We start from the raw sequence: 23878 nt of genomic DNA, 5'->3' as shown, positions 1-23878 counted from the left end.
ACCAAAAGTAATCGTTGAAATCGTGCGGGACTACACTAAGCAGAAGTAAAAACACAAATCCTACAAGCTTTTGTCTTAAAGCGTCTAGGAACCCTGATATGAGCCACCTGATCCATTTTGGAAGGGTGGCTTTATCATTTGTAGTCTTTGGTGTTGAACGACGTGAACGTCGTGGCCTTTTTGGCATGGATGACCTCCATTATTTGCCATGGGATGGGCACAGTTTCGCCCGGGATAGGTTTTGATACTTCACTTCTCAACATGAGTTGCTCCTTAGTTGATGTAAAACCACTATATGTGGTGCTCCTGTCGCTTCGTAACACAAGATAATGGTGCAGAGACAGAGTTGCAATGTGTGGATAACTGACGCGCTGTGGATAAATTGTGAGTCCCTTGCTATCTGTTAGTATCCACTCACACTGAGCGGGTTTTCATTCGTCCGCTCCGCTAAATACAAGTCTCCCGATCGAGGATGGAAAATTTAAATAACTTTTTTTGCTTGCGATAAGGGTGCTTTTTTAATAGCAAAATTAAGTTGAATATACCTTATCCAATATGGGGCAAATATTGTTCTTCCACAGTTTAAACACAGCTGTAGGTTCGAATAGCGAAGCGTATTCGGACGATTGCGTATTTAAAGTTGTCGCGATAGGCAATATAAAAATCAACCCGGCCTAAGCCGGGTTGGTTGTATCAAAAGGCGGGAAAAATCAGAGTGCTTCTAATCTCGCATACGCCGTCACCAGCCACTTGGCGCCGACGTCGTCGAACTGGATCTGCACCCGGCTCTGCTGGCCGACCCCTTCGAAGTTGAGTACCACCCCTTCGCCGAATTTCGGATGGAGCACCCGCTGGCCGAGCTTGATGCCGCTGGCGTCGAAGCTCTGCTGCACCTCGTTCTGGCTAAAGCGGCCGTACTGGGTGGGGCGGCTGACCTGAGTGCGCAGCCGGATCTCTTCCAGACACTCGGCGGGCATCTCGCGGATAAAGCGGCTCGGCTTGTGGAACATCTCGCGGCCGTAGATACGGCGGCTCTCCGCATAACAGATGTAGAGCTTCTCCATGGCGCGGGTCATGCCGACGTAACAGAGGCGGCGCTCCTCTTCCAGCCGGCCCGACTCTTCGGTGGATTGCTGGCTGGGGAACATCCCTTCTTCCACGCCGACCAGCAGCACCAGCGGGAACTCCAAGCCCTTGGCACTGTGCAATGTCATCAGCTGCACCGCGTCGGCATATTCGTCCGCCTGATTCTCGCCGGACTCCAGCGCCGCGTGGGCGAGGAAGGCGGAGAGATCGCTCATATCTTCCAGCTCGTCCGGGCGCTGGTACTGGCGGCAGGCGGTGACCAGTTCGTCCAGGTTCTCTACCCGCGCCTGGGATTTCTCGCCTTTTTCCGCCAGATACATCGCCTTGAGGCCGGAGTTCTGGATGGCGATATCCGCCTGCTGGTGCAGCGGCAGCAGGGAGACCTGTTCCTCCAGCGCGTCGATGAGATCCACAAAGCCGCGCACCGCGTTGCCGGCGCGACCGGTCAGCACCTTGTCATTGAGCAACCCCTTGGCCGATTGCCACAGGTTGAGCCCCTGATCGCGGGCGTTGCCGCGCAGGATCTCGAGGGTGCGATCGCCGATGCCACGGGTCGGGGTGTTGACCACCCGCTCGAAGCTTGCGTCGTCGCCACGGTTGTTGATAAGGCGCAGGTAGGCCATGGCGTCTTTGATTTCCTGCCGCTCGAAGAAGCGCAGGCCGCCGTAGATGCGGTACGGCATGGCGTCCTGCATCAGCGCCTCTTCCAGCACCCGCGACTGGGCGTTGGAGCGATAGAGGATGGCGCAGTCGGCCAACAGGCCGCCCTTTTCCTTCCAATCCTTGAGACGGCCGACCACGAAGCGCGCTTCGTCCACCTCGTTGAAGGCGGCGTAGAGGGAAATCGGCTCGCCCTCGGCCCCTTCGGTCCACAGCTCCTTGCCAAGGCGCTCGGCGTTGTTGGCGATGACGCTGTTGGCGGCCTTGAGGATATTGGCGGTGGAGCGGTAGTTCTGCTCGAGGCGGATGGTCTCGGCCCCCTGATAGTCGGTCAGGAAGCGCTGGATGTTCTCGATCTTGGCGCCGCGCCAGCCGTAGATGGACTGGTCATCGTCGCCGACGATCATCACCTTGCCGCTGTTGCCCGCCAGCATCCGCAGCCAGGCGTACTGGATGCCGTTGGTATCCTGAAACTCGTCCACCAGGATGTTCTGGAAGCGGTCGCGGTAGTGCTCGAGGATGTGCGGCTTGTTGAGCCACAGCTCGTGGGCGCGCAGCAGCAGCTCGGCAAAGTCCACCAGACCGGAGCGATCGCAGGTCTCCTGATAGGTCTTGTAGATCTGCTGATAGGTGCGGGTGACGGGATCGCCGTAGAGGTCGATGTCGCCGGGGCGCAAGCCCTCATCCTTCTTGCCGTTGATGTAGCCCATCACGGCGCGCGGGGCCCAGTGCTTCTCGTCGAGGTTGAGCGCCTTGAGCACCCGGCGGATCAGTCGGTACTGGTCGTCGGAGTCGAGGATCTGGAAATCCTGCGGCAAGCCCGCATCCAGATGGTGGGCCCGCAGCAATCGGTGGGCGATACCGTGGAAGGTGCCGATCCACATGCCGCGCACGCCGTCGCCGATCACCTTCTCGACCCGGCCGCGCATCTCGGCCGCCGCCTTGTTGGTAAAGGTGACCGCGATGATGGAGAAGGGTGAACAGCGTTCCACCTGCATCAGCCAGGCGATACGGTGCACCAGCACCCGGGTCTTGCCCGAACCGGCACCGGCCAGCACCAGCAGGTTGCTGCGGGGCGCCGCAACGGCATCTCTTTGCTTGTCGTTGAGCCCGTCGAGCAGGGTTGAAACGTCCATCACCACTCCTGTTTATTTATACAGGCGGGGATTATACGGCCTGAGCGGCCAGAGACCAACCAGCAGGATCAACGAAGGGGGCGGTGATAATCTCGATATTGGCCCAACACATCGCCAGAAAAGCTCAATAACATGGCGCGTGGGGAATCCAGCACTTGATGGACGGGATCAAAACGAAGGGAGGCAGCGTGCAAACGGCCTTCAGGTAAGGTCACTTCCGTGTCTCCCATTATGAGCTGGCCATCTTGATAATGCCCATGCTGGAAGTGCACGATGACTTCATTCGCCATCAAGGTGCCCTGCCTGAGCTGCAGTGACTCTCGTTGCATCTCTCGCAACGCAAAGAGAGTGGACAATGAGGGACGCCCGTTGGGCATCCGCTGCATATATTCACGGGTGGTTAATTGATATTGCAATTGACCCTGACGATCGAAAACACTCTCCCGATAATCTTTGTAGCGTGCCAACATACCGGCAGCTTGCGCCGTCGGTATCAGCAAAAAGAGCGCCCCCAGCAGGAGCGCTCTGCATTGTTTACAGCTGATCGGCACAGCTGACCTTGTTTCCATCCAGATCGGTACAAGATACAAAGACTTTGTCAAAGGTCGACCCAGCCACCGGTGTCATTTGGGTTGACCAGTCATAACCCACCCCCTTGGCATAGATGGTGGTGCGACTGTATTGATCTTCCTGCATCCAGCCGATGTACTTGAGTGCACCGTAATTGTTTTGGGCATGAAGCGCCTTGAATTCATCGCTCGAGATCAGGCACATGGGTTCTCCCATTGCTTTGGACAGTTCTGCATCCCGCATACCCACAGCACAGTTGCCAGATACCTTGATGGTCATATCGCTGCGATCCAGCATCTCGTCAAAGAACGGGATAACGTTGATGTTGAATTTGACGCCAACCTCTTTGGGCTCCCAGCCCATGCCGGTATTGACGTACTTGATCTTGCGATTTGTCCACTCGACAGTGGGCTCCTTGCCCAAGAAATGGTTCGCCAGCTGGGTCAGTAATTTGGTGTTGGCGGCGATATCCTCTTCAGTCAAAGAGTCGTCCAGCTTGCTCTGATCAATGGTCAGCGCAATGTCTACCGCTTGCTTCAGCTGAGCTTTGGCCTTGCCCAAGTGCATCTTGGCATTGTCGGTCAGGCGGAAGAAATCGGGGTGGCTCATCAGGCTATCCGGCTCGATATCCACCGGGCTGAACTGGGTCTTGAAGGTGCTGGCATTCTCACCATAGATGGTGTTTTGCTGTTGCCCATCCGAAGAGTAAGTGATGAGCATGCGAGGCAAGGTCACCTCTTCTTCCTGAACAGAATAGGCTTTGTCCGGGCCATATTGGTATGACGCGGCAATATTGAGTGCCGATGCCATCGCCATGGCTGAGGCGCGCAGGGCCTTTGCTCCATCGAAGTTGAGGGTGATGGCGTCGTTCTCACCATAGCGCGCGTTGTACTCCGGGTCCTGGATATCGGCCAGGCTGGCGGCAACTTTGTCCATGCTATCGGCATAGGTCCCCATCAGCTTGGCTACGTCGCGGGTATACCCTTTGTCACCTTTGAGGATAACGGAGGCGGAATAGGGGGTGTGGATGATGACATCGATCACTTTGGCCAGGTTGGTGCTGTAATTCACACCCATTTCAGAGGAGGTAAAGCCCAGACGTTCTGCCACAACAGGGTCGTTGGTCACTTCGAGCATGGCCAGTGCGGCCAGCACGATCTGGCGGTCAACCTTGCCATTATCTGTGGTTTCCGCCAGCAGAGTGTCTTTGTACTCCTTGAGTTTCTTTTCAACGTTAAGGGTCTTCAGGTCGGTCAGCGCTTGTAAATCCGAGAGCACCTTGTCGACCGCGACAGAGCGGCCATTAATCACTGCCAGCGAGGCATTCATATGTGCTGCGGCAGCTGTTGTATCAACCACTTTTTTGTCGATCTGCGCCTGTTTCAGGGCTTCATTCAGGCTGGTATTAAAAGCGTCATCGCTGTCAAAGCGCAGGGTATTACCCAACTTGGCGATGACATCAGGCTTCAGGGTGATGCCGTTCGCAGGATCGTTGTCAGCATCCATGGTTTGCAGCAGGGCGGCGATACGAATGGCGCGATCCTTGTCACCCTTCTCGGCGATGGTGTAGGGGGTCACCATGGTCTGGCCCTTTTTAACCTGAGTTTCTCCAAGCGGGATTGAGCCCAGTTTGAAGGCGCAGGTATCGCCGTCATTAAAGAGGAACTGGCCTTGCTCATCGGTGAGCGCGGTGTAGCTGCCACAGGTGTAGTTCAAACCGACTACTGCACTATCAATAAAGGTGGCGGTCAAAGTCGGCTTGGTGGCGTTTCCACCATTGCCGCCGTTATTGCCATTGTCACTGCTGGCGCCGTCGCCACCACCGCCACAACCTGCCAGCGCCAGGCTGGATAACGCTGCCACAACCGATAAAGCCAGAACATTCTTTTTCATTTTTATTTCCCTGAAACAACGATACGTATGCCACCTGTACCAAGCTGAGGAGGCCAGATAGGAGAGAGTGGCATGGATTGATATACAGTACTCAATTGACATTATTGTTAGTTGCATTTGAGCCCGTGCGGTAAGCATTATACAGGGGCTCATATGGTTTTCATATTGATCTGGATCCCGCCTATTGATGAATTGTGAGATAGCCGAAGTTTCAGATGTATGACGTTTTGTTATGACGACCAGAATGAGGAGGGGCCTTTAACCGCAAAACAGGTCAGCGTAATTTTGCGAGCCGGATCACGGGCTTGCCGGGGGGCTGGATGAATAACAGGGGAAAACGGTTTACAGTAACTTGCTGAACAATAAGAGAAATGTCGTTTGGGTCTTTTGGTTGTTAGCATAAAAAACTGAAAAGTAGCTTAAAAACAACTGCTTATAAGGTTATTTGCTTAGAATTCAAACCGTTAACGCAAACGTTTTTCCCTTATCATTTGCTTGACCCGCATCGGGGCTGACTTAGAGTAAGCCTGCGTGCTAGATAGCCTGCTCTGACAGGCAAGCAAGTTCCCTCACTTAATAACAATCAAGGATACGATCGTGACTAAAGTGCTCAAGCTGGCCACTGTGGCCTCCCTCACTCTCGCTGCTCTCTCTGCTCAGGCTGCTTCCGAGCCAGCCGTCATTTATGACACCGCGGGCAAGTATGACAAATCATTCAACGAAGCCGTGTTCCGTAACGGCGTCGAGCTCTATAACAAGGACAAGGGCGTCAAGGTCAAAGAGTTTGAACCCCAGAACGAAGCCCAGCGCGAGCAGGGTCTGCGCCGTCTGGCCAGCCGTGGCAACGGCCCGATCGTGGCGGTCGGTTTCAACATGGGTTCTGCGGTAGAGAAGGTTGCGACCGAATTCCCGAAAACCCAGTTCACCATCATCGACATGGTGGTCGACAAGCCGAACGTCCAGTCCGTCATCTTCAAGGAGCATGAAGGTTCCTTCCTAGTGGGCGCGCTGGCTGCCATCGCTTCCAAGAGCGGCAAAGTCGGCTTCGTGGGCGGCATGGATATCCCGCTGATCCGCAAATTCCAGTGCGGTTACGAGCAGGGTGCCAAGTTCGTCAATCCGAAGATCGAAGTGTTCCAGAACATGGCGGGCTCTACCCCGGCCGCGTTTGCTGACCCGGCTAAAGGTGCCGAGCTGGCCAAGTCCCAGTTCGCCAAGGGCGCTGACGTGGTTTACGCCGCAGCTGGCGGTACCGGTATCGGTGTCTATCAGGCAGCCAAGGACAGCGGCAAGTTCGCCATCGGTGTGGACTCAAACCAGAACCACCTGCAACCGGGCACCATGCTGACCTCCATGGTCAAGTCTGTGGGTCTGGCCGCTTACCAGACCTGGGATGATGCTGCCAAAGGCGAGTGGAAGCCGGGTATCAAGAACCTGGGTCTGGCGGAAGGCGGTGTGGATTGGGCGCTCGACAAGGACAACGAGAAGCTGATCACCCCGGAAATGAAAGCCAAGGTGGATGCCATCAAGGCTGAAATCATCGCTGGCAAGGTCAAGGTTCATGACTACATGAGCGATAACACCTGCAAATACTAATTAGATAGCTGCTACGACTCTCAACGCACCACCGGCCCGCACGGGCCGGTTTTTAGTCTTATTTCATGAAACGCAGGGCTGCATCATGGACCAGACAGATCGCTATGCCATCGAATTAAGAGGTATCGATAAGCGGTTCGGCGAAGTGTACGCCAACAAGCTGATCGACCTTAAGGTTCGCAAAGGCAGTATCCACGGCATTGTCGGCGAAAATGGCGCCGGTAAGTCCACCCTGATGAGCATCATTTATGGTTTCTACCATGCCGACAAAGGCGAGATGCTGATCGACGGGAATCCTTTCAAACCCCATGGCTCACAAGATGCGATTGCCGCAGGGGTGGGCATGGTTCACCAGCACTTCATGCTGGTCAATAACTTCACTGTATTGGAAAACGTCATCCTCGGCGCTGAGAACGGCTGGCACCTTCAGCAGAGCGTGGCGTCAGCCGAAAAGCTGCTGGGCGAACTGGCGCGGGATTATGGCCTCGACGTGCCGCTGCACGAGAAGGTCGAAGATCTGCCGGTGGGTTTGCAACAGCGGGTCGAAATTCTCAAGGCGCTCTATCGCGGCGCCCGCATCCTGATCCTCGACGAGCCGACCGGGGTACTGACCCCGCAAGAGGCGGATCACCTGTTCGAGGTGCTGAAAAAGCTGCGGGATCAGGGGGCGACCATCATCCTCATCACCCACAAGCTGCGGGAGATCCTGGCCATTACCGATCAGGTCTCCATCATGCGCCGTGGCGAGATGGTGGCACACGTCGCCACCAAGGATACCGACAAGGAGCAGCTGGCCGAGCTGATGGTGGGCCGCAAGGTACGCCTCAAGGTCGACAAGGGGCCAACCCAACCCGGTGAAGCCAAGCTGAAGATCGAAGGGCTCAGCTATTTCGACGCCAGCAAGGTGGAGCGGGTCAAATCGGTCAGCTTCGAGGTGCGGGCCGGTGAAGTGGTCGGCATCGCAGGGGTCTCCGGCAACGGTCAGTCCGAACTGCTCAGCCTGCTTGGCGGCATTCTCAAGCCGAGCAAGGGCGGCTTCACCATCAGCAGCCGCAGCGGCGTGCACAAGGTGAGCGCGGAGCACCCGGCCGATCCCGAGCTGGTGCGCAACTACGGCCTCGGTCATGTGCCGGAAGATCGCCACAAGATGGGGCTGATCAACCGCTTCGAGGCGAAAGAGGCCTTTATTCTCGGTTATCACCGTCGCCCGCAATACAACAAGGGGTGGCTGCAGAACAAGGAGGCGATCCAGCAGGATTGTCAGGCCAAGATGGAGAAGTGGGACGTGCGCCCGCCTCATCCCGATCACAAGACCGCCAACTTCTCCGGTGGCAACCAGCAGAAGCTGGTGATTGCCCGTGAAGTGGAGCAGGACCCGGATGTGCTGTTGATCGGCCAACCGACTCGCGGGGTCGATATCGGCGCCATCGAGTATATCCACCAGCAGATCATCGCCATGCGCGATAAGGGCAAGGCCGTCTTGCTGGTCTCGGTGGAGCTGGACGAGATCATGAGCCTCGCAGACCGGATTCTGGTCATTGCCGACGGTCGCATCGTCGGCGAGCTGGATGGTGCCAAGGCGGATGAGCGCACCATTGGTCTGATGATGGCAAACATAGTGCCGGACGAAGTTGCCAAGGAGGCCCACTGATGAGCCAAGTACGTATTCCTGCCTGGGTCTCCGTAGGCGTCTTGTCTGCGGTCAACATCCTGCTGGCCTTCCTGGTGTCGGCCATTCTGTTCTACTACCTCGACATCAACCCGGTCGATGCCGCCAAGATCATGTGGTACGGCGCGTTCGGCACCGGTGAAGGGGTCGGCTTCACCCTCTACTACGCAACCGGCTTTATCTTTACCGGTCTGTCGGTGGCGGTCGCCTTCCACGCCGGTCTGTTCAACATCGGTGGTGAAGGTCAGGCCTATATCGGTGGGCTCGGTGTCGGTCTGGTCTGTCTGATGCTCGGCGATGTGCTGCCGTTTGCCCTGCTGTTGCCGCTCTCCATCATTGCCGGTGGTCTGTTCGGTGCGGCCTGGGCCTTTATTCCGGCCTGGCTGCAAGCCAAGCGCGGCAGCCATATCGTGATCACCACCATCATGTTCAACTTCATCGCCGCCTCGCTGATGGCCTATCTGCTGGTGGAGGTGTTCAAGCCGCCCGGCTCGATGGCGACCGAGAGCAAGGTGTTTGCCGAAGCAAGCTGGCTGCCCAAGATGAGCGGGCTGGCTAGCCTGTTCGGGATGGAGATCCCCAACAGCCCGCTCAATATCAGCTTCTTCTGGGCGCTGATCTGTGCGGCGCTGGTGTGGGTCTTTATCTGGCACACCCGCTGGGGTTACGAGATCCGTTCGGTCGGCGCCAGCCAAAGCGCCTCCGCCTACGCCGGTATCTCCTATCCCAAGGTGGTAATCCTGGCCATGGTCATCTCCGGCATGCTGTCGGGCTTCTTTGCCCTCAACGTGCTGCAGGGTGAGCTGCACCAGATCAAGCTCAACTTCGTGGAAGGGTTCGGCTTCACCGGTATCGCGGTGGCGCTGATGGGGCGCAATCATCCGGTCGGCGTCATCATCGCCAGCCTGCTGTTCGGTTTCCTCTATCAGGGGGGCGCAGAGCTCAGCTTCGAGTTCGGTGTCGACCGCAACATCGTGGTGGTGTTGCAGGGTCTGGTGATCCTGTTCTGTGGCGCCCTTGAGCACATGATGCGTCCGCGCATCGAGCAGCTCTATCTGGCGTTTGCCAACCGCTCAGCCGCGCAAGCTAAAGGAGTCTGATCATGTTTGAAATTCTGATCCTGATGCTGGATGCGACCATTCGGACCGCACCACCGTTGATTCTTGCCGCCATGGCGGGCATGTTCTGCGAGCGCTCCGGGGTGGTCAATATCGCGCTGGAAGGCAAACTGCTGGCGGCGGCGTTCGCCAGTGGTGCGGCGGCGGCGGTCTCCGGTTCTGCCTGGATAGGTCTGGGTGCCGGGGTGGGTGTCTCCATCCTGTTTGCCCTGATGCACGGTTTTGCCACCATCACCCATCGCGGTGATCAGGTGGTGAGCGGCATGGCCATCAACATTCTGGCGGCCGGTCTGACCGTCACCCTGGGCCGTTACTGGTTCGATCAGGGTGGCCAGACCCCGGCGCTCTCCGGGGATGCCCGTTTCGCCCCCATCGATCTGCCCTATGCCAAGGAGCTGTGGGATGTGTCGGTGATCGGCCAGCTCTACAGCGAGCTGCTGAGCGGCCACTCCCTGCTGGAGTACGTGGCATTTGCCTGTGTGCCGCTGGCCTGGTGGGTGATGTTCCGTACCCGCTTCGGTCTGCGTCTGCGGGCGGTGGGCGAGGCGCCCGCAGCGGTCGATACCGCCGGTATCTCTGTGGTGCGGATGCGCTACACCGCGCTCCTCATCGGCGGCCTGCTGGCCGGTATCGGTGGCACCTATCTGGCGGTGGCCCAGACGGCCCAGTTCATCCCCAACATGAGTGCGGGCAAGGGCTTTATGGCGCTGGCGGCGCTGGTGTTCGGCAAGTGGCGCCCCTGGAATGCCATGGCAGCCTGCCTGCTGTTCGGCTTCCTCGATGCGGTCGCCATCCGGCTGCAAGGGGTCAGCATCGGTGGCTTCGCCATTCCGGTGCAGGCCATCGAGGCGCTGCCCTACATCCTGACCGTGTTCCTGCTGGCCGGTTTTATCGGCCGCGCGGTGGCGCCGAAGGCGCTTGGTACACCTTATGTGAAGGAGCGGGAGTAGCGCCTTTTATCGCAATATTCCCGATCACACAGATAACAGCAGGCCCACTTCGGTGGGCCTGTTTTTTATGGTTTGAATGGCTGGTTACAGCAGGAACAGGGTCGCCAGCCCGAGGAAGATAAAGAAGCCGCCGGTGTCGGTGATGGCGGTGATCATCACGCTGGCACCGACTGCCGGGTCGCGGCCGAGGCGGGTCATGGTCATGGGGATGATGACCCCCATCAGGGCGGCCACCAGCAGGTTGAGCATCATGGCCAGGGTCATTACGGCGCCGAGCGCCGCATCCTGATAGAGCAGATAGGTGGCGATGCCCATGGTGCCGCCCCACACCAGCCCGTTGATAAAGGCGACGCCAAGTTCCCGCAGCAGCAGGAAGGAGAGGTTGCCTGCCTGAATGTGCTGCAGCGCCAGCGCCCGCACTATCATGGTGATGGTCTGGTTACCGGTGTTGCCGCCGATCCCGGCGACGATGGGCATCAGGGCCGCCAGTGCCACCAGCTGGGAGATGGTGTGCTCGAACAGGCCGATCACCCGCGAGGCGACAAAGGCGGTGCAGAGGTTGATGGCAAGCCAGGCCCAGCGGGTCTTGACCGCCTTGGAGACGGGCGCGAATACGTCTTCATCCTCGCTGATACCCCCCATCCGGCGCAGGTCGGTGTCGCTCTCTTCATAGACCAGGTCCACCACCTCTTCGACGGTGAGGCGGCCCATCAGCTTGCCCTTGCCATCCACCACGGCGGCGGAGAGCAGGTCATCCCGCTCGAAGGTGCGGGCCGCCGCTTCATCGTTATCCTCCGGATCGAAGGTGACCGGATCCCGCTCCATCACGTCGCTCACCAGGGTGGCGGGCTTGTGCAGCAGTACTGTGGTGAGGGCCAGCTCACCCAGCAGGTGGTTGCGCCGGTCGATGACGAACAGCTTGTCGGTGTTGGCGGGGATCTTGCCGCGCAGGCGCAGATAGCGCTGCACCGTGGCGAGCGTCACCTCGGGGCGGATGGTGATGATCTCGAAGTCCATCATGGCGCCGACGGTGTGCTTGCCGTAGCGGATCACCTCCCGCACCCGATCCCGGTCGGCGGGGGCCATATAGGTGAGCAGCCGCCCCATCAGGTTGCGCGGCAGGTATTGGCCCAGATAGATCTGGTCGTCGATATCCAGGGTGCGCAGGGCGTGCAGCAGCTCCTTGTCGCTCATCCCGCTGATGAGGCTGTCCCACACCGTCTCGGAGGCTTCGACCAGGATCTGGCCGCGCTTTTCCTCCTCCACCAGTACCCACAGGGCATGACGCTCATCGGGCGGCAGCGACTCCAGCGCATCGGCGACGTCGGCGGCGGGCAACCCGTTGACCAGCGCGGTGAGTTCGCTGGTCTGATCGCGCTGCTCGGCATCCTGCACCACCTGCGGATCGAGCAGGCTGTCGGTGAGGGCATCATCGCGCAGCAGCAGGGTGAGAATGCGGGATCTGTCATCCGCGCGCTGCCGGGCGCTGTTCTTGATGGGAAGAGACATGGGATGAATTCCTGAGATGGTAGCCAAGGGCTCAATGCCCATAGGATACCAGACTTAAAACAACAGGTTATGACCGTGATAGGAGAAGAGAGAGGTAAAAGTGAGGCCACCTGCTGGTGGCCTCATGGTGAGTTGCCGAGGATACCTCAGGCGAGGGCTCGCTGAGCCTGTGGTGCCTCGCCAAACCAGGCGAGCCGGTCGGCCAGGGTCACCACCGAGCCCACCATGATGAGGGCAGGACTCTCGACCCCCACCGCCAGCGTGGGCAGCTCATCGAGGGTGCCGCGAATGACCCGCTGGCAGGGCTGGGTGCCGCGCTCGATCAGCGCCACCGGGGTGTTGCCCGCCTTGCCGTGGGCCAGCAGCTGCTCGCGGATGGTGGCGCAGGATGAGAGCCCCATGTAGAACACCAGAGTCTGTTTGTCCTTGGCCAGCAGCGGCCAGTCGAGATCCCTGGCGCCCCCCTTGCCGTGGGCGGTGACGAAGCGCACGCTCTGGGCGTGGTCGCGATGGGTCAGCGGAATGCCGGCGTAGGCGGCGCAGCCGCTGGCCGCAGTGATCCCCGGCACCACCTGAAAACCGATGCCGCTGCCGACCAGCGTCTCCAGCTCTTCGCCGCCCCGGCCGAAGATAAAGGGGTCGCCCCCCTTGAGCCGCACCACCCGTTGCCCCTTCTTCGCCTCCTCCAGCAAGAGCTGGTTGATCCCCTCCTGCGGCACGCAGTGGTTGCCCGCCTGCTTGCCGACGAAGATGCGCTTGGCATCCCGGCGCACCAGCGCCATCACCTCGTCGGAGACCAGCCGGTCATAGACCACCACGTCCGCCTGCTGCATCTGGCGCAGGGCGTGCAGGGTGAGCAGACCAGGATCGCCGGGGCCAGCACCCACCAGCACCACTTCGCCTCCGGTCTGGCTTTCATTGGCAAACAGGCTGTCGGCCAGCTGGTGGGCAGAGGCGCTATCGCCCCGCGCCAGCGCCTGACCGAGCCGATCCGCCCCGAGCAGCCGCTCCCAGAAGCGACGCCGCTCGCCCATGCTGGCGAAGCGGGCCTTGACCCGTTCCCGCAGGCTGCCGGCGAAGGCCGCCACGGCCCCCAGATGTTGCGGCAGCAGGGCTTCCAGTTTTTCCCGCAGCAGCCGGGCCAGCACCGGTGCCTTGCCGCCGGAGGAGATGGCTACCATCAGCGGCGAGCGATCGATGATCGACGGCATGATGAAGCTGGATCGTTTCGGGTCATCCACCACGTTGGCAAAGATCCGCGCCTGATTGGCGCTCTGGTAAACCAGCGCATTCACCTCGCGCCGATCGGTGGCGGCCACCACCAGCCACTTGCCCGCTAGTTGTTCCGGCATAAATTCACCGGCCAGCCACTCGATGCTGCCGTTGGCCGCCAGTTCCGCCAGCTCGGGGTCGAGCTTGGGCGCTACGACTGTGAGGTGGGCACCGGCATCCAGCAGCAGACGCGCCTTGCGCTCTGCCACCTCGCCGCCGCCGACCAGCAGCACGGGTTTGTTGTCGAGTCGGCAAAAGATGGGCAAGTAGTCCATGGGGCCTCCGGATCAGGCGGTTCGGGTCTGGTTGGCGGAGCTGGTGGTCTCGCTCACTGCGACCGGGCGCTCAGCCTTGGGGGTGGCATACCAGTAGCCGAGGCCCATAAAGAGGACGCCGGAGACGGTGTTGCCCAGGGTCACCCACAGCAGGTTGTGGCCGATGCCGCCCAGGGTGTAGGCCTCGGAGTGGGCGCCAAACCAGGAGAGGGCGAACAGGGTCATGTTGGCGATGGAGTGCTCGTAGCCGGAAGCGATAAAGGCCAGCAGACACCACCAGATGGCGATGAAGCGGGCCGCCCCTTCGGTGCGCAGCGCCATCCAGATGGCGAGGCAGACCAGCCAGTTGCAGAGGATCCCCTTCATAAACAGGGTCAGCGCCGGGGCCTGGGTCTTGGCCAGCGCCACCTTGTGGGCCAGGCTGCCTGCGTCCGGCAGCAGGCTGCCGCCGTAGGAGTAGATGAGCGCCACCACGATGGAGCCAATCAGGTTGCCAGCCCAGGTCTGCGGCAGGATGCGCAGCAGGTCGGCCATGGTGATCTTGCCGCTCTTCACCCCAAAGGTGAGGAACATGGTGTGGCCGGTAAACAGCTCGGAGCCAGCAATGATCACCAGCGTCAGGGCGATGCCGAAGGTGGCTCCCATCACCAGCGGCCGGATGGCGGGATCCACCAGATTGCCGAGGGTGAAGATGAGGATGATGCCGAGGCCCACATAGGCCCCCGCCATGGCGGAGCTGAGCCAGAAGCCGAGCTTGTCGCTGCGCTCGAAGCGGTTGATGCGGGCCGCGTTGGCGGCGCACTTGTTAATGGTTTCCGTGTACATCTTGTGAGTCCTTGAAAGGGCTGCCCACAGGCAGCCCGAAAGAGAGTGAAATCGGCTTAGACGGCGACCCAGACCTGCTGGTCGCGCACTTCAACGGGGTAGCTTTGAACCGACATGGCGGGATTGTCGAAACAGTGGCCATCGCTCAGGCGAAAGCGCTGCTTCTTGAGCGGGCTGGCGACCCAGAGCTTGCCGTCGTGTTCGCAGATCAGGCCCCGTGACAGCACGTTGGCAGCGAAGAAGGGATCCCGGTTGTCGATGGCGAACACCTCGGCGGCCGCGCTCGGGCGGAACAGGGCGATCTGGCGACCCTCGATCAGAGCGCAGACACCGGTTCCCGGCAGGATGTCGTTGAGTTGGCAGGCAAGTTTCATCATTTGTTTTCCACCTCGATCTGGTAGACGGGGATGCGTTCGGCCGGAGTGGCGGGTCTGTGCTGGTCGCGCTCGGCAACGAACTGAACGTCGGGATCGCGCTTGTCGCTGTTGATGAAGTGGCTGAATCGCTGCAACGCCTCCTCTTCATTGAGGGTGCGCGACCATTCGCACTCGTAGCTGTCGATAAGACGCTGGATATCGCGCTCCAACGTCTCGGCCAGTCCCAGCTTGTCATCGACGATCACCTCGCGCAGGTAGTCGACGCCCCCTTCCAGATTGCCGAGCCAGACCGAGGTGCGCTGCAGTTTGTCGGCGCTGGTGACGTAGAACATCATAAAGCGGTCGATCAGCTTGATGAGGGTTTCGCGGTCGAGGTCAGACGCCAGCAGATCGGCGTGGCGCGGCTTCATGCCGCCGTTGCCGCCCACATAGAGGTTCCAGCCCGCGTCGGTGGCGATGATGCCGACATCCTTACCTTGGGCTTCCGCACATTCGCGGGTACAGCCGGAGACGCCGAACTTCATCTTGTGCGGGGTGCGAATGCCCTTGTAGCGGTTCTCGAGGAAGACCCCGAGGCCAACGCTGTCCTGCACGCCGAAGCGGCACCAGGTGCTGCCGACGCAGGTTTTGGCCATGCGCAGTGCCTTGGCGTAGGCCTGACCGGTCTCGAATCCGGCTGCCAGCAGTTTGCGCCAGATGGCGGGCAGGTCATCCTTCTGGGCCCCGAACAGGCCGATGCGCTGGGCGCCGGTGATCTTGGTGTAGAGCTTGTAGTCGCGGGCCACTTCGGCCACCGCCAGCAGCCCTTCCGGAGTCACTTCGCCACCGGCCATGCGCGGGATGACGGAGTAGCTGCCGTCTTTTTGCATGTTGCCGAGGAAGATGTCGTTGGTGTCCTGCAACGGGATGTTACGCGGGCTCAGCACATGCTCGTTCCAGCAGGAGGCGAGGATGGAGCCGACGGTCGGTTTGCACACCTCGCAGCCATAGCCCTGACCGTGTTTGGCCAGCAGCTCGTCGAAGCTCTTGATCCCCTCCACCTTGACCAGATGGAACAGCTCCTGACGGGAGTGGGGGAAGTGGGCGCAGAGGTGGTTGTTGACCTCGATGCCCTGCTTCACCAGCTCGGCGTTGAGCACCTGGCTGATGAGCGGCACGCAGCCGCCGCAGCCGGTACCGGCCTTGGTGTGCTGCTTGATGGCGGCAAGGGTGGTGTGACCCTCGGCCACCGCCTTGGCGATGTCGCCCTTGGAGACGTCGAAGCAGGAGCAGATCTGGGCGCTTTCCGGCAGGGCATCCACCCCCAGCGTCGGCTTGGCACCGGCGTAGGCGGGCAGGATCAGGGTGTCCGGGTGGCTCGGTAGCGGCAGGGCGTTGAGCATCATCTGCAGCAGGTTGCCGTAATCTTCCACGTCACCCACCAGCACGGCGCCGAGCAATCGGCTGTTGTCTTCGCTCACCACGATCTTCTTGTAGACGCCAGCCTGATCGTCCTGGAACACATAGCTGTGGCTGCCCGGGGTGCGGCCATGGGCATCACCGATGGAGCCGACGGAGACGCCGAGCAGCTTGAGCTTGGCGCTCATGTCCGCCCCTTCGAAACGGCTGTCGCCGCCCTGCAGATGGTCGACGGTGATCTGGGCCATCTTGTAGCCCGGCGCCACCAGCCCGAAGAAGCGGCCCTGCCAGGCGGCGCACTCGCCGATGGCGTAGATGTCGGGGTCGGAGGTGAGGCAGTGATCGTCGATGACGATGCCGCCGCGCTCGGCGATGGCGAGATCACCGTAGCGGCCCAACGTATCTTGCGGACGAATGCCGGTGGAGAAGACCACCACATCCACTTCAAGCTGGCTGCCGTCGGCGAAGGCGAGGCGGTGTTTCGCCTGTTCGCCGCCATGCATCAGGATCTCGCTGGTGCTCTTGCTGGTGTGCACTTGCACGCCCATGGATTCAATCTTGCGGCGCAGTAGCTGGCCGCCCTGACCGTCGAGCTGCTCGGCCATCAGCACAGGGGCAAATTCAACCACGTGGGTCTCGAGACCCAGCGCCTTGAGGGCACCTGCCGCTTCAAGGCCAAGCAGACCGCCCCCGATCACCACCCCGCTCTTGCCGCTCTTGGCGGCGCTGCGGATGGCTTTCAGATCCTCGATGGTGCGATAGACGAAGCACTCGTGGTGCTGACTGCCCGCAATGGGCGGCACCCAGGGGTAGGAGCCGGTGGCCAGCACCAGCTTGTCGTACCCGACCACAGTACCCTTGTTGGAGTGCACTTCGCGGTTGGCCCTGTCGATTTTTTTCACCGCTTCGCCGAGCAGCAGGCGGATGCCGTGCTTGTCGTAGAAGCCGGGTTTGACGAGGGAGAGATCTTCGCTGGTGTGATGGGAGAAGTAGGAGGAGAGATGGACGCGATCGTAGGCGGGACGGGGTTCTGCACCGAAGACGGTGATCTCGTAGCGGCCCGGCTCGGCCCGCTCGATCAACTCTTCGATGAAGCGGTGCCCCACCATGCCGTTGCCCACAACGACCAGTCTGACTTTGCTCATGATTGCCTCTAGTTTGGAGTAATAAAACATCATTCTGGGGCTAGGCTACCCAGTCAGTCGGGGCGGGCAATTGATGCAAATCAAGTGTCTATTTATATATCTCGTCAGGGGTAATTCGATAAAATTCAAAGATATATAAAAATAGGTATACCAGTTGATGATTTCCGCGCTGGCTTTGGTGAGGGATGGTGGAGAGCAAGAGCGCTTTAGCAAAAGCCGGGGAGTGAAAACTTTTGGCGGAAAAAGCCGATCTCGCACTGGGCGAGACCGGCATCAGCCGATGCAAGGTGGCGCGTCAGGCGATATGGCGGCGGAACATGGCAAGCGCCAGCGACAGGGTGACGCCAGCGATGGCGAGCAGCGGCCATAACAGGGGCCAGGCGGCCGACCAGTCGAACCCCTTGAGGAAGACCCCCTTGAGCAGCACGATGAAGTGGGTGAGGGGGTCGATGGCCGCCAGGCACTGGAACACCTGCGGCATGTTCTCCACCGGCGAGATGTAGCCCGAGAGGATCACCGCCGGTACGGTGAAGGAGAAGACCCCGAGAAAGGCCTGCTGCTGGGTCGAGCAGAACGACGAGATGAAGAGCCCGATCCCGGCCAGTGCCAGCCCGTAGCAGACCATGCCCGCCATCAGCAGGCTGAGGCTGCCGGCAAAGGGGAGGTGAAAGACAAAACGGGCGGCCAGCGCGACTATGCACCCTTGTCCCACCGCCACCATGATGCCGGGCACCGCCTTGCCCGCCATGATCCAGCCTGCGGTGAGGGGCGAGACCAGCAGCTGATCGAAGGTGCCCTCTTCCCGCTCCCGCGCGACCGAGAGGGCGGTGACAATCAGACAGCCGGTGGTGGTGATGATGGCCACCAGCGCCGGCAGGATATGCCAGTGGAACTCGACGTTGGGATTGTAGAGGTTGCGTACCGCCAGCTCGGGTTGCCCCTTGCCCTCACTTTGCCAGCGGGCGATCACCTGACTGATGTAGCCCGCCGCCACCTGACCGCCGTTGGAGCGGCGGCCGTCGATAATCAGCTGCACCTTGGCCGGTTCGCCCCGCGCCAGCCGGCGCGAGAAATCCCCCGGAATAATCAGCCCGAGCAGTGCCTGCTGCCCGGTGATGGCCTCGGTCATGCCCGCCTCGCCCTGCACCGGGATGATGGTTGTGAAGGCGGGCATATGGGTGAGGCGCTCCAGCAGCTCGCGGCTCTGGGCTCCGCCATCCTGGTTGTAGATGGCCAGCGTGTTGCCGGTCACCTCCAGAGTGGCGGCGAACGGGAAGAGGGCGGTCTGCAACAGCACCGGCATGATGAGCAGAAAGCGCCCCTGAGTATTGCCCATCAGGGCCTGCAGCTCTTTTCGGATCAGCCACCAGAGTCGGATCAGCATGGGTTACTCCAGAGTGCGCCGCGTCTTGCGGGCGGTCAGGGCCAGCCAGAAACCGGCCAGCAGCAGCAGACAGAAACCGTTGACCAGCAGGATCGAGAAGACGCTGCCCGCCTGATAGAGGGTCTGCAGGGAGCTCGCGAAGTAGCGGGCCGGAATGAGGTGGGTGATGGCCCGCAGCAGCGGTGGCATGCTGGCGATCTCGAACACGAAGCCCGACAGCATCACCGCGGGCAGAAACGCAGCGATCAGCGCCGCCTGCGCGGCGTTGAACTGGCTGCGCATCACGGTGGAGAGAAACAGCCCGAGCCCGAGGGCGCTGCCGAGAAAGACGCTGGTGACCAGAAAGAGCAGCAGCAAGGAGCCGCGCCATGGCACGCCCATCACCGCCACCGAGAAGAGCAGGCAGAGCAGCATGGCGATGATGCCAAGGCCATAGTAGGGCAGCAGTTTGGAGAGCAGCAGCTCCCCCTTGGTGACCGGGGTGGCGAGCAGCGCCTCCATGGTGCCGCGCTCCCACTCCCGCGCCACCACCAGCGAGGTGAGCAGGGCGCCTATGATGGTCATCACCACCGCAATGGAGCCCGGTACCAGAAAGTTGCGGCTCACCAGCGCCGGATTGAACCAGGCGCGGCTCTCTATCGACACCGGCATGGCGACCCCCTCGCCAGCGAGCCACCCCTGCCAGATCCCCTGCACATAGTTGGTGACGAAGTTGGCGGTGTTGGGCTCGGAGCCGTCGGTCAGTAGCAGCGCCTGCGGCGTGCCATTGCCCTGGCCGGCCAGCGCGCGGGAGAAGCCGTCGTCGATCACCAGCAGGCCGCGGATCTCGCCACGGGCCAGACTGGCGAGCAGGGACTCCTTGCTCGGCCCGCTGTGGATCTCCAGTGCGGTAGAGCCGCGCAGGGTTTGCTCCAGCCGCACCGCCGGGGCGCCGCTGTCGGTGCGCCAGATGCCTAGGCGCAGATGGTCCACATCCAGATTGATGGCGTAACCCATCACCACCAGCAGCACCACCGGCATGATGAAGGCGATGAGGATGCTGCTCGGGTCACGGACGATTTGCAGCGTCTCCTTGCGGCAGAGGGCCAGCAGTCGCCGACGGTTGATGCTCATGCGTCCTCCTCGCTGGCCCGCTCGACCAGGGTGATAAAGGCCTCTTCCATTGTTGGCAAAGAACAGGTCGGCAAGGAGCCGGTTGGCAAAGAGGTCGCCGCCTCTTTGGCGGCCAGCCCCTTGAGATCGTCCGGAGTGCCGAGCGCCAGCAGCTTGCCGTGATAGATGAGGGCAATGCGGTCGCAATACTCCGCCTCATCCATAAAGTGGGTGGTGACCAGCACGGTGACGCCGTGGTCGGCCAGCGCGTTGATGTGCGACCAGAACTCGCGCCGGGTCACCGGATCGACCCCGGAGGTGGGCTCGTCGAGAAACAGCAGCGGCGGCTCGTGCAGCAGGGCGCAGGCAAGCGACAAGCGCTGGCGCAGACCGAGCGGCAGGGATTCCGCCTTCTGATCAAGCCAAGGGGCGAGGGCAAAGGCAGTCACCATGGCGTCGATCCGCGTCTGCTGGTGGCGGCCAAACAGGCCGTAGATACCGGCGAAAAAGGAGAGGTTCTGCACCACGGTAAGCTGCTTGTAGAGGGAGAACTTCTGCGCCATGTAGCCGAGGCGCTGGCGCGCAGCCGACGGACTGTGGGCCAGGTCGATGCCGGTCACCAGTGCCTGCCCCTCGCTCGGGCGCAGCAGGCCGCACTCCATCTTGAAGGTGGTGGACTTGCCCGCCCCGTTGGGGCCGAGCAGGCCGAAGATCTCGCCGCGGCGCACCGCAAAGCTGACATCATCGGTGGCGGTAAAATCGCCGAAGCGCTTGGTGAGGTGGCGCGCCTCGATCACCGCCTCGGGGGAGACCCCCTGCGGCAGTTCGGCTTCCCGCATCCCGGCCGCCAAACTCGACTCCCCGCCGGGGCCGCCGCCGAGCAGGTCGATAAAGGCATCTTCCAGCCGGGGCTGGGCTGGTTGAAAGGCGCCGTTGGCCAGTTGCAGCTCCGCCAGCGGCGGGGGCGTCATGCCCGGGTGCAGCAGCAGGCGAACCCGCTCCCCCGCCACCGCGCCATCCATCACCGCCGGGTGAGCCAGTGCCCGGCGCAGCAGGGCGCGTCGCTCGCGGCCATCCAGTTGCCCCGCCTCCAGCAGCCAGCAGCGGCTGGCCATGGCCCCCATCAGATCGGCCGGGGTGCCGCTGGTGCGCACCTCGCCATCCGCCATCAGCAGCACGTGGTCGCACAGCTCCGCCTCATCGAGATAGGCGGTACTCCAGAGCACCGTCATCCCTCCCTTGGCCAGCTCGCGTACCATCTGCCAGAGGGCGCGGCGGGAGATGGGATCTACCCCAACCCCCGGTTCGTCGAGCAGCAGCACATCCGGGGTGCCGAGCAGGGCGCAGGCCAACCCGAGCTTCTGTTTCATCCCGCCAGAGAGCTTGCCCGCAGGCCGCGCGGTGAAGCGGGCGAGGTCTGTGAAGGCGAGCAGCCGCGCGAAGGTGGGCGTGCGTTCGGGCTCCAGTACACCGCGCAAGTCAGCGTAGAGGGTGAGGTTCTCCAGCACGCTGAGATCCTCGTAGAGGCCGAACTGCTGGGGCATGTAGCCGAGGCGCTGGCGCAGCAGATCCCCCTCGCTCACCGGGTCCAGCCCCAGCACCCGGATGGTGCCCGCTTCCGGGATCAGCAGACCGGCCAGCAGGCGCAGCAAAGTGCTCTTGCCCGCGCCGTCGGGGCCCACCAGCCCGGTGATGCCACCAGCCGGAATGGTGGCCGAGATGGCGTTGAGGGCGACCCGCTCGCCAAAGCGTTTGGTGAGCCCCTCGAGGGAGATGGCGCAGCTCATGGCGCCAGCCTGACGGTGACCGGCATCCCTTGGCGCAGGGCCGGGTCGGGGTCCTGCACCACGATGCGCAGCCGGTAGACGAGGTGAGTGCGCAAGTCAGGCGTCTCCACCGATTTCGGGGTGAACTCGGCGGTCGGCGAGACAAAGCCCACCACCCCGTGATAGGGCTGATCCGGCCGCGAGTCGGTGGTGAGGGTCACTGTGGCGCCGCTCGGGAAGTGGCCGAGCCAGGGCTCCTCCACATAGGCGCGCACCCAGACCGGCGCGGTCAGGGAGAGGTTGAAGGCGGTCGCTCCGCTCTGCACCATGCTGCCATTCTCGATGGCGCGGCTGATGATGATGCCGTTGCTGGGGGCGGTCAGGTTGGCATCTGCCAGCGCCAGTTCGGCACTGGCAAGCGCCGCTTTGGCCCCTTCCAGCTGGGCATCGGACTGGGCGATTTCCTCCGGGCGGTAGCCGGTTTCGAGCTGGGCGAGCTGCTCGCGGGCGGAGCGCACTTGTGCCTGGGTCTGATCCCGCTGGGAGCGGGCGGTATCGAGCTGACCGCGGGAGATGGCGCCGGTAGCGGCCAATGCGCTCTGGCGGCGCCACTGCTGGTCGGCCTCCAGCGCAGCGGCTTCGGCGGCGGCCAGTGCGGCCCGGGCTCGGTCGGTCTCTTCGCTGCGATAGCCTTTGTGGATCAAGGCGTTGGCGGCAGTGAGCGCGGCCAGATTGGCGCAGGCGCTGTCGCGGCTGTGGGTGAGGGGAACCGGATCGAGGCGGGCCAGCAGTTGACCGGCTTTTATCCTATCCCCCTCATCGACCAGCACCTGATCGACGCGGCCGCCGACCCGAAAGGCCAGATTGACGTCGCGAATATCGACATTGCCGTAGAGGATGGAGCCGTCGGCGGGGCGCCCCTGCCACCAGAGGTAGCCGCCGATAACGGTTAGCAGCAGGGCTGCGATGGCAATGCGTTGCTTCATGCCGCGTCTCCTTCTTTCATATCGCTGGGGCGCAGGCCGCGCAGTGCCCATACCAGCCGCTGTCTGGCAGCCTCGGGGTTGTCTATCTGGCTGAGAAAGGGGGCGGCCTGTTCGGGCAACCAGCCGAGCTGACGACCGCTGCCGGCGATCACCAGCGGCAGACCGACCGACCCCATGATGAAGATCATCAGCTGGAGCGGGTGGCCCGTGACCAGCGACCCTTCCGTCTGTGCCTTGCGCACCTGTTCGATCAGCAGCAGGGGATGGCGGCGCGGCAGGCTGAGCAGAAAGCGCTGGGCCGCCCCTTCGCCTGCCAGTGCATCGCCAAACAGGTGGTTGATAAAGCCGCGCTGGCGCGCAACCAGCCCGATCAGCGCCTCCATGGTGGCCTCGAACATGGCAATGGCAGAGGGGTAGGAGCCTTTGGCTGCCACCGCCTTGAGCTCGTCATAGAGGGGGGCATACCAGAGCTCGACCAGCTCGTCGATAAAGGCGTCGCGGTTGCCGAAGTGGTAGACGAAGGAGCCGAGGTTCACCTCTGCCGCCGCCGCCAGCTCGCGCACCGTCAGGCCGCGCAGCCCCTTCTCGGTGGCGATGGCGAGGCCGGTATCGAGCAGTTTCTGCCGGGTTGGATTCATCTTTCTGGTTCCTGTTGCACAGATTGTGATCTGATTTATACGTATGTATAAATCAATTGCACAGAAGTAGACAGATCTTTTTTTGAGCGAATTTCAGCGGAGATGAAAAGGACGCCTCCACATAGGGAGGCGTCCATGATGTCGCTTATTGGCTGGTGTCCCAGTCAGGAAACTCGAGATACCAAGTGTCGTGGGTATTGCCGACAATAGAACCACGTTTACCGATCTTTTTTCTTAATGTAGCGATGCAAGTAGATTCAAAATCCAAGCTGTATCTTCTTTGCCGAGATATTGAGTCAAGCCATTGCCAATCGCTGCTGCCTGGATTGATGCTCAGGCGAATTTTTTGTCCTGAGCCTCCGAGTTGGATTACTCCGCCACCCTGTGATCTGCTCAAAATAAGTGGCACAAGGGGGCCGTCCTCATGGATCTCAATGAAATCAATCTGACGACCATTCACTGTCACAATATCCGGTTCACGTTCAGTCATTGGCATGCTCCATTAGATAGAAAAACCAATAATATCAGTGCTT

General features: G+C 61.2%; 18 protein-coding genes. 4 read left to right on the top strand and 14 right to left on the bottom strand.

Annotated features, from left to right (window positions below; translation table 11 throughout):
- Window positions 1-710 precede the first annotated feature (710 nt).
- The 3 genes from uvrD to ACTG2J_RS20805 all read right to left on the bottom strand — a co-directional run bounded on the left by uvrD (window position 711) and on the right by ACTG2J_RS20805 (window position 5447).
- Window positions 711-2882: a DNA helicase II gene (gene uvrD, locus ACTG2J_RS20815; RefSeq protein WP_279486284.1), complete on the bottom strand. Its 2172-nt coding sequence runs from the start codon at window positions 2880-2882 to the stop codon at window positions 711-713.
- A 68-nt stretch (window positions 2883-2950) separates the two neighbouring features.
- Window positions 2951-3352 carry a hypothetical protein gene (locus ACTG2J_RS20810; protein ID WP_439997853.1) on the bottom strand — a complete coding sequence of 134 codons (402 nt, stop codon included), beginning with the start codon at window positions 3350-3352 and terminating at the stop codon, window positions 2951-2953.
- A gap of 64 nt (window positions 3353-3416) precedes the next feature.
- Window positions 3417-5447 (bottom strand): hypothetical protein, encoded by a 2031-nt coding sequence (locus ACTG2J_RS20805; protein WP_439997852.1) that lies wholly within the window; start codon window positions 5445-5447, stop codon window positions 3417-3419.
- Window positions 5448-5942: 495 nt separating this feature from the next.
- Here ACTG2J_RS20805 and ACTG2J_RS20800 point away from each other — a divergent pair, with 495 nt between their 5' ends.
- From ACTG2J_RS20800 to ACTG2J_RS20785, 4 genes are all read left to right on the top strand, one after another.
- The gene (locus ACTG2J_RS20800) at window positions 5943-6941 is read left to right on the top strand and encodes a BMP family lipoprotein (RefSeq protein ID WP_005340803.1); all 999 of its coding nucleotides are present in this window, start codon (window positions 5943-5945) and stop codon (window positions 6939-6941) included.
- Window positions 6942-7026: 85 nt separating this feature from the next.
- Window positions 7027-8592, top strand: a complete 1566-nt coding sequence (locus tag ACTG2J_RS20795; RefSeq protein WP_005342527.1) for an ABC transporter ATP-binding protein — start codon at window positions 7027-7029, stop codon at window positions 8590-8592.
- Window positions 8592-9710, top strand: a complete 1119-nt coding sequence (locus ACTG2J_RS20790; protein WP_005340798.1) for an ABC transporter permease — start codon at window positions 8592-8594, stop codon at window positions 9708-9710. Before ACTG2J_RS20795 ends, ACTG2J_RS20790 begins: the two co-directional genes overlap by 1 nt.
- 2 nt (window positions 9711-9712) lie before the next feature.
- A complete protein-coding gene (locus ACTG2J_RS20785) occupies window positions 9713-10678 on the top strand; it encodes an ABC transporter permease (protein WP_257687607.1) in 966 nt (321 codons plus the stop codon).
- An 84-nt stretch (window positions 10679-10762) separates the two neighbouring features.
- Here ACTG2J_RS20785 and mgtE read toward each other — a convergent pair whose 3' ends face one another.
- The 11 genes from mgtE to ACTG2J_RS20730 all read right to left on the bottom strand — a co-directional run bounded on the left by mgtE (window position 10763) and on the right by ACTG2J_RS20730 (window position 23835).
- Window positions 10763-12187, bottom strand: a complete 1425-nt coding sequence (gene mgtE / locus ACTG2J_RS20780; protein ID WP_088868183.1) for a magnesium transporter — start codon at window positions 12185-12187, stop codon at window positions 10763-10765.
- A gap of 146 nt (window positions 12188-12333) precedes the next feature.
- Window positions 12334-13734: a siroheme synthase CysG gene (cysG, locus tag ACTG2J_RS20775; protein ID WP_439989162.1), complete on the bottom strand. Its 1401-nt coding sequence runs from the start codon at window positions 13732-13734 to the stop codon at window positions 12334-12336.
- Between the two features lie 12 nt (window positions 13735-13746).
- Window positions 13747-14559, bottom strand: a complete 813-nt coding sequence (gene nirC / locus ACTG2J_RS20770) for a nitrite transporter NirC (RefSeq protein WP_236398605.1) — start codon at window positions 14557-14559, stop codon at window positions 13747-13749.
- A gap of 56 nt (window positions 14560-14615) precedes the next feature.
- The gene (gene nirD / locus ACTG2J_RS20765) at window positions 14616-14933 is read right to left on the bottom strand and encodes a nitrite reductase small subunit NirD (protein ID WP_236398698.1); all 318 of its coding nucleotides are present in this window, start codon (window positions 14931-14933) and stop codon (window positions 14616-14618) included.
- Window positions 14933-17479: a nitrite reductase large subunit NirB gene (gene nirB / locus ACTG2J_RS20760; protein WP_439997851.1), complete on the bottom strand. Its 2547-nt coding sequence runs from the start codon at window positions 17477-17479 to the stop codon at window positions 14933-14935. Before nirB ends, nirD begins: the two co-directional genes overlap by 1 nt.
- Window positions 17480-17774: 295 nt before the next feature.
- Window positions 17775-18863: an ABC transporter permease gene (locus tag ACTG2J_RS20755; RefSeq protein ID WP_439997850.1), complete on the bottom strand. Its 1089-nt coding sequence runs from the start codon at window positions 18861-18863 to the stop codon at window positions 17775-17777.
- A gap of 3 nt (window positions 18864-18866) precedes the next feature.
- Window positions 18867-19976: an ABC transporter permease gene (locus ACTG2J_RS20750; RefSeq protein WP_429187757.1), complete on the bottom strand. Its 1110-nt coding sequence runs from the start codon at window positions 19974-19976 to the stop codon at window positions 18867-18869.
- Entirely contained in the window at window positions 19973-21742 is a 1770-nt protein-coding gene (locus ACTG2J_RS20745) for an ATP-binding cassette domain-containing protein (RefSeq protein ID WP_439997849.1), read from the bottom strand. Before ACTG2J_RS20745 ends, ACTG2J_RS20750 begins: the two co-directional genes overlap by 4 nt.
- Window positions 21739-22707 carry a secretion protein HlyD gene (hlyD, locus tag ACTG2J_RS20740; RefSeq protein ID WP_439997848.1) on the bottom strand — a complete coding sequence of 323 codons (969 nt, stop codon included), beginning with the start codon at window positions 22705-22707 and terminating at the stop codon, window positions 21739-21741. Before hlyD ends, ACTG2J_RS20745 begins: the two co-directional genes overlap by 4 nt.
- The gene (locus ACTG2J_RS20735) at window positions 22704-23345 is read right to left on the bottom strand and encodes a TetR/AcrR family transcriptional regulator (RefSeq protein ID WP_113740185.1); all 642 of its coding nucleotides are present in this window, start codon (window positions 23343-23345) and stop codon (window positions 22704-22706) included. The genes hlyD and ACTG2J_RS20735 overlap by 4 nt, the downstream gene beginning before the upstream one ends.
- Before the next feature lie 145 nt (window positions 23346-23490).
- The gene (locus ACTG2J_RS20730; protein ID WP_113740184.1) at window positions 23491-23835 is read right to left on the bottom strand and encodes a hypothetical protein; all 345 of its coding nucleotides are present in this window, start codon (window positions 23833-23835) and stop codon (window positions 23491-23493) included.
- Window positions 23836-23878 lie beyond the last annotated feature (43 nt).

Source organism: Aeromonas sp. 6P, assembly GCF_051919525.1.
GTDB classification, from domain to species: Bacteria; Pseudomonadota; Gammaproteobacteria; order Enterobacterales; family Aeromonadaceae; genus Aeromonas; species Aeromonas veronii.
Note: the sequence above shows the minus strand (reverse complement) of the source record. Positions and strands in the feature narration are given on the sequence as shown.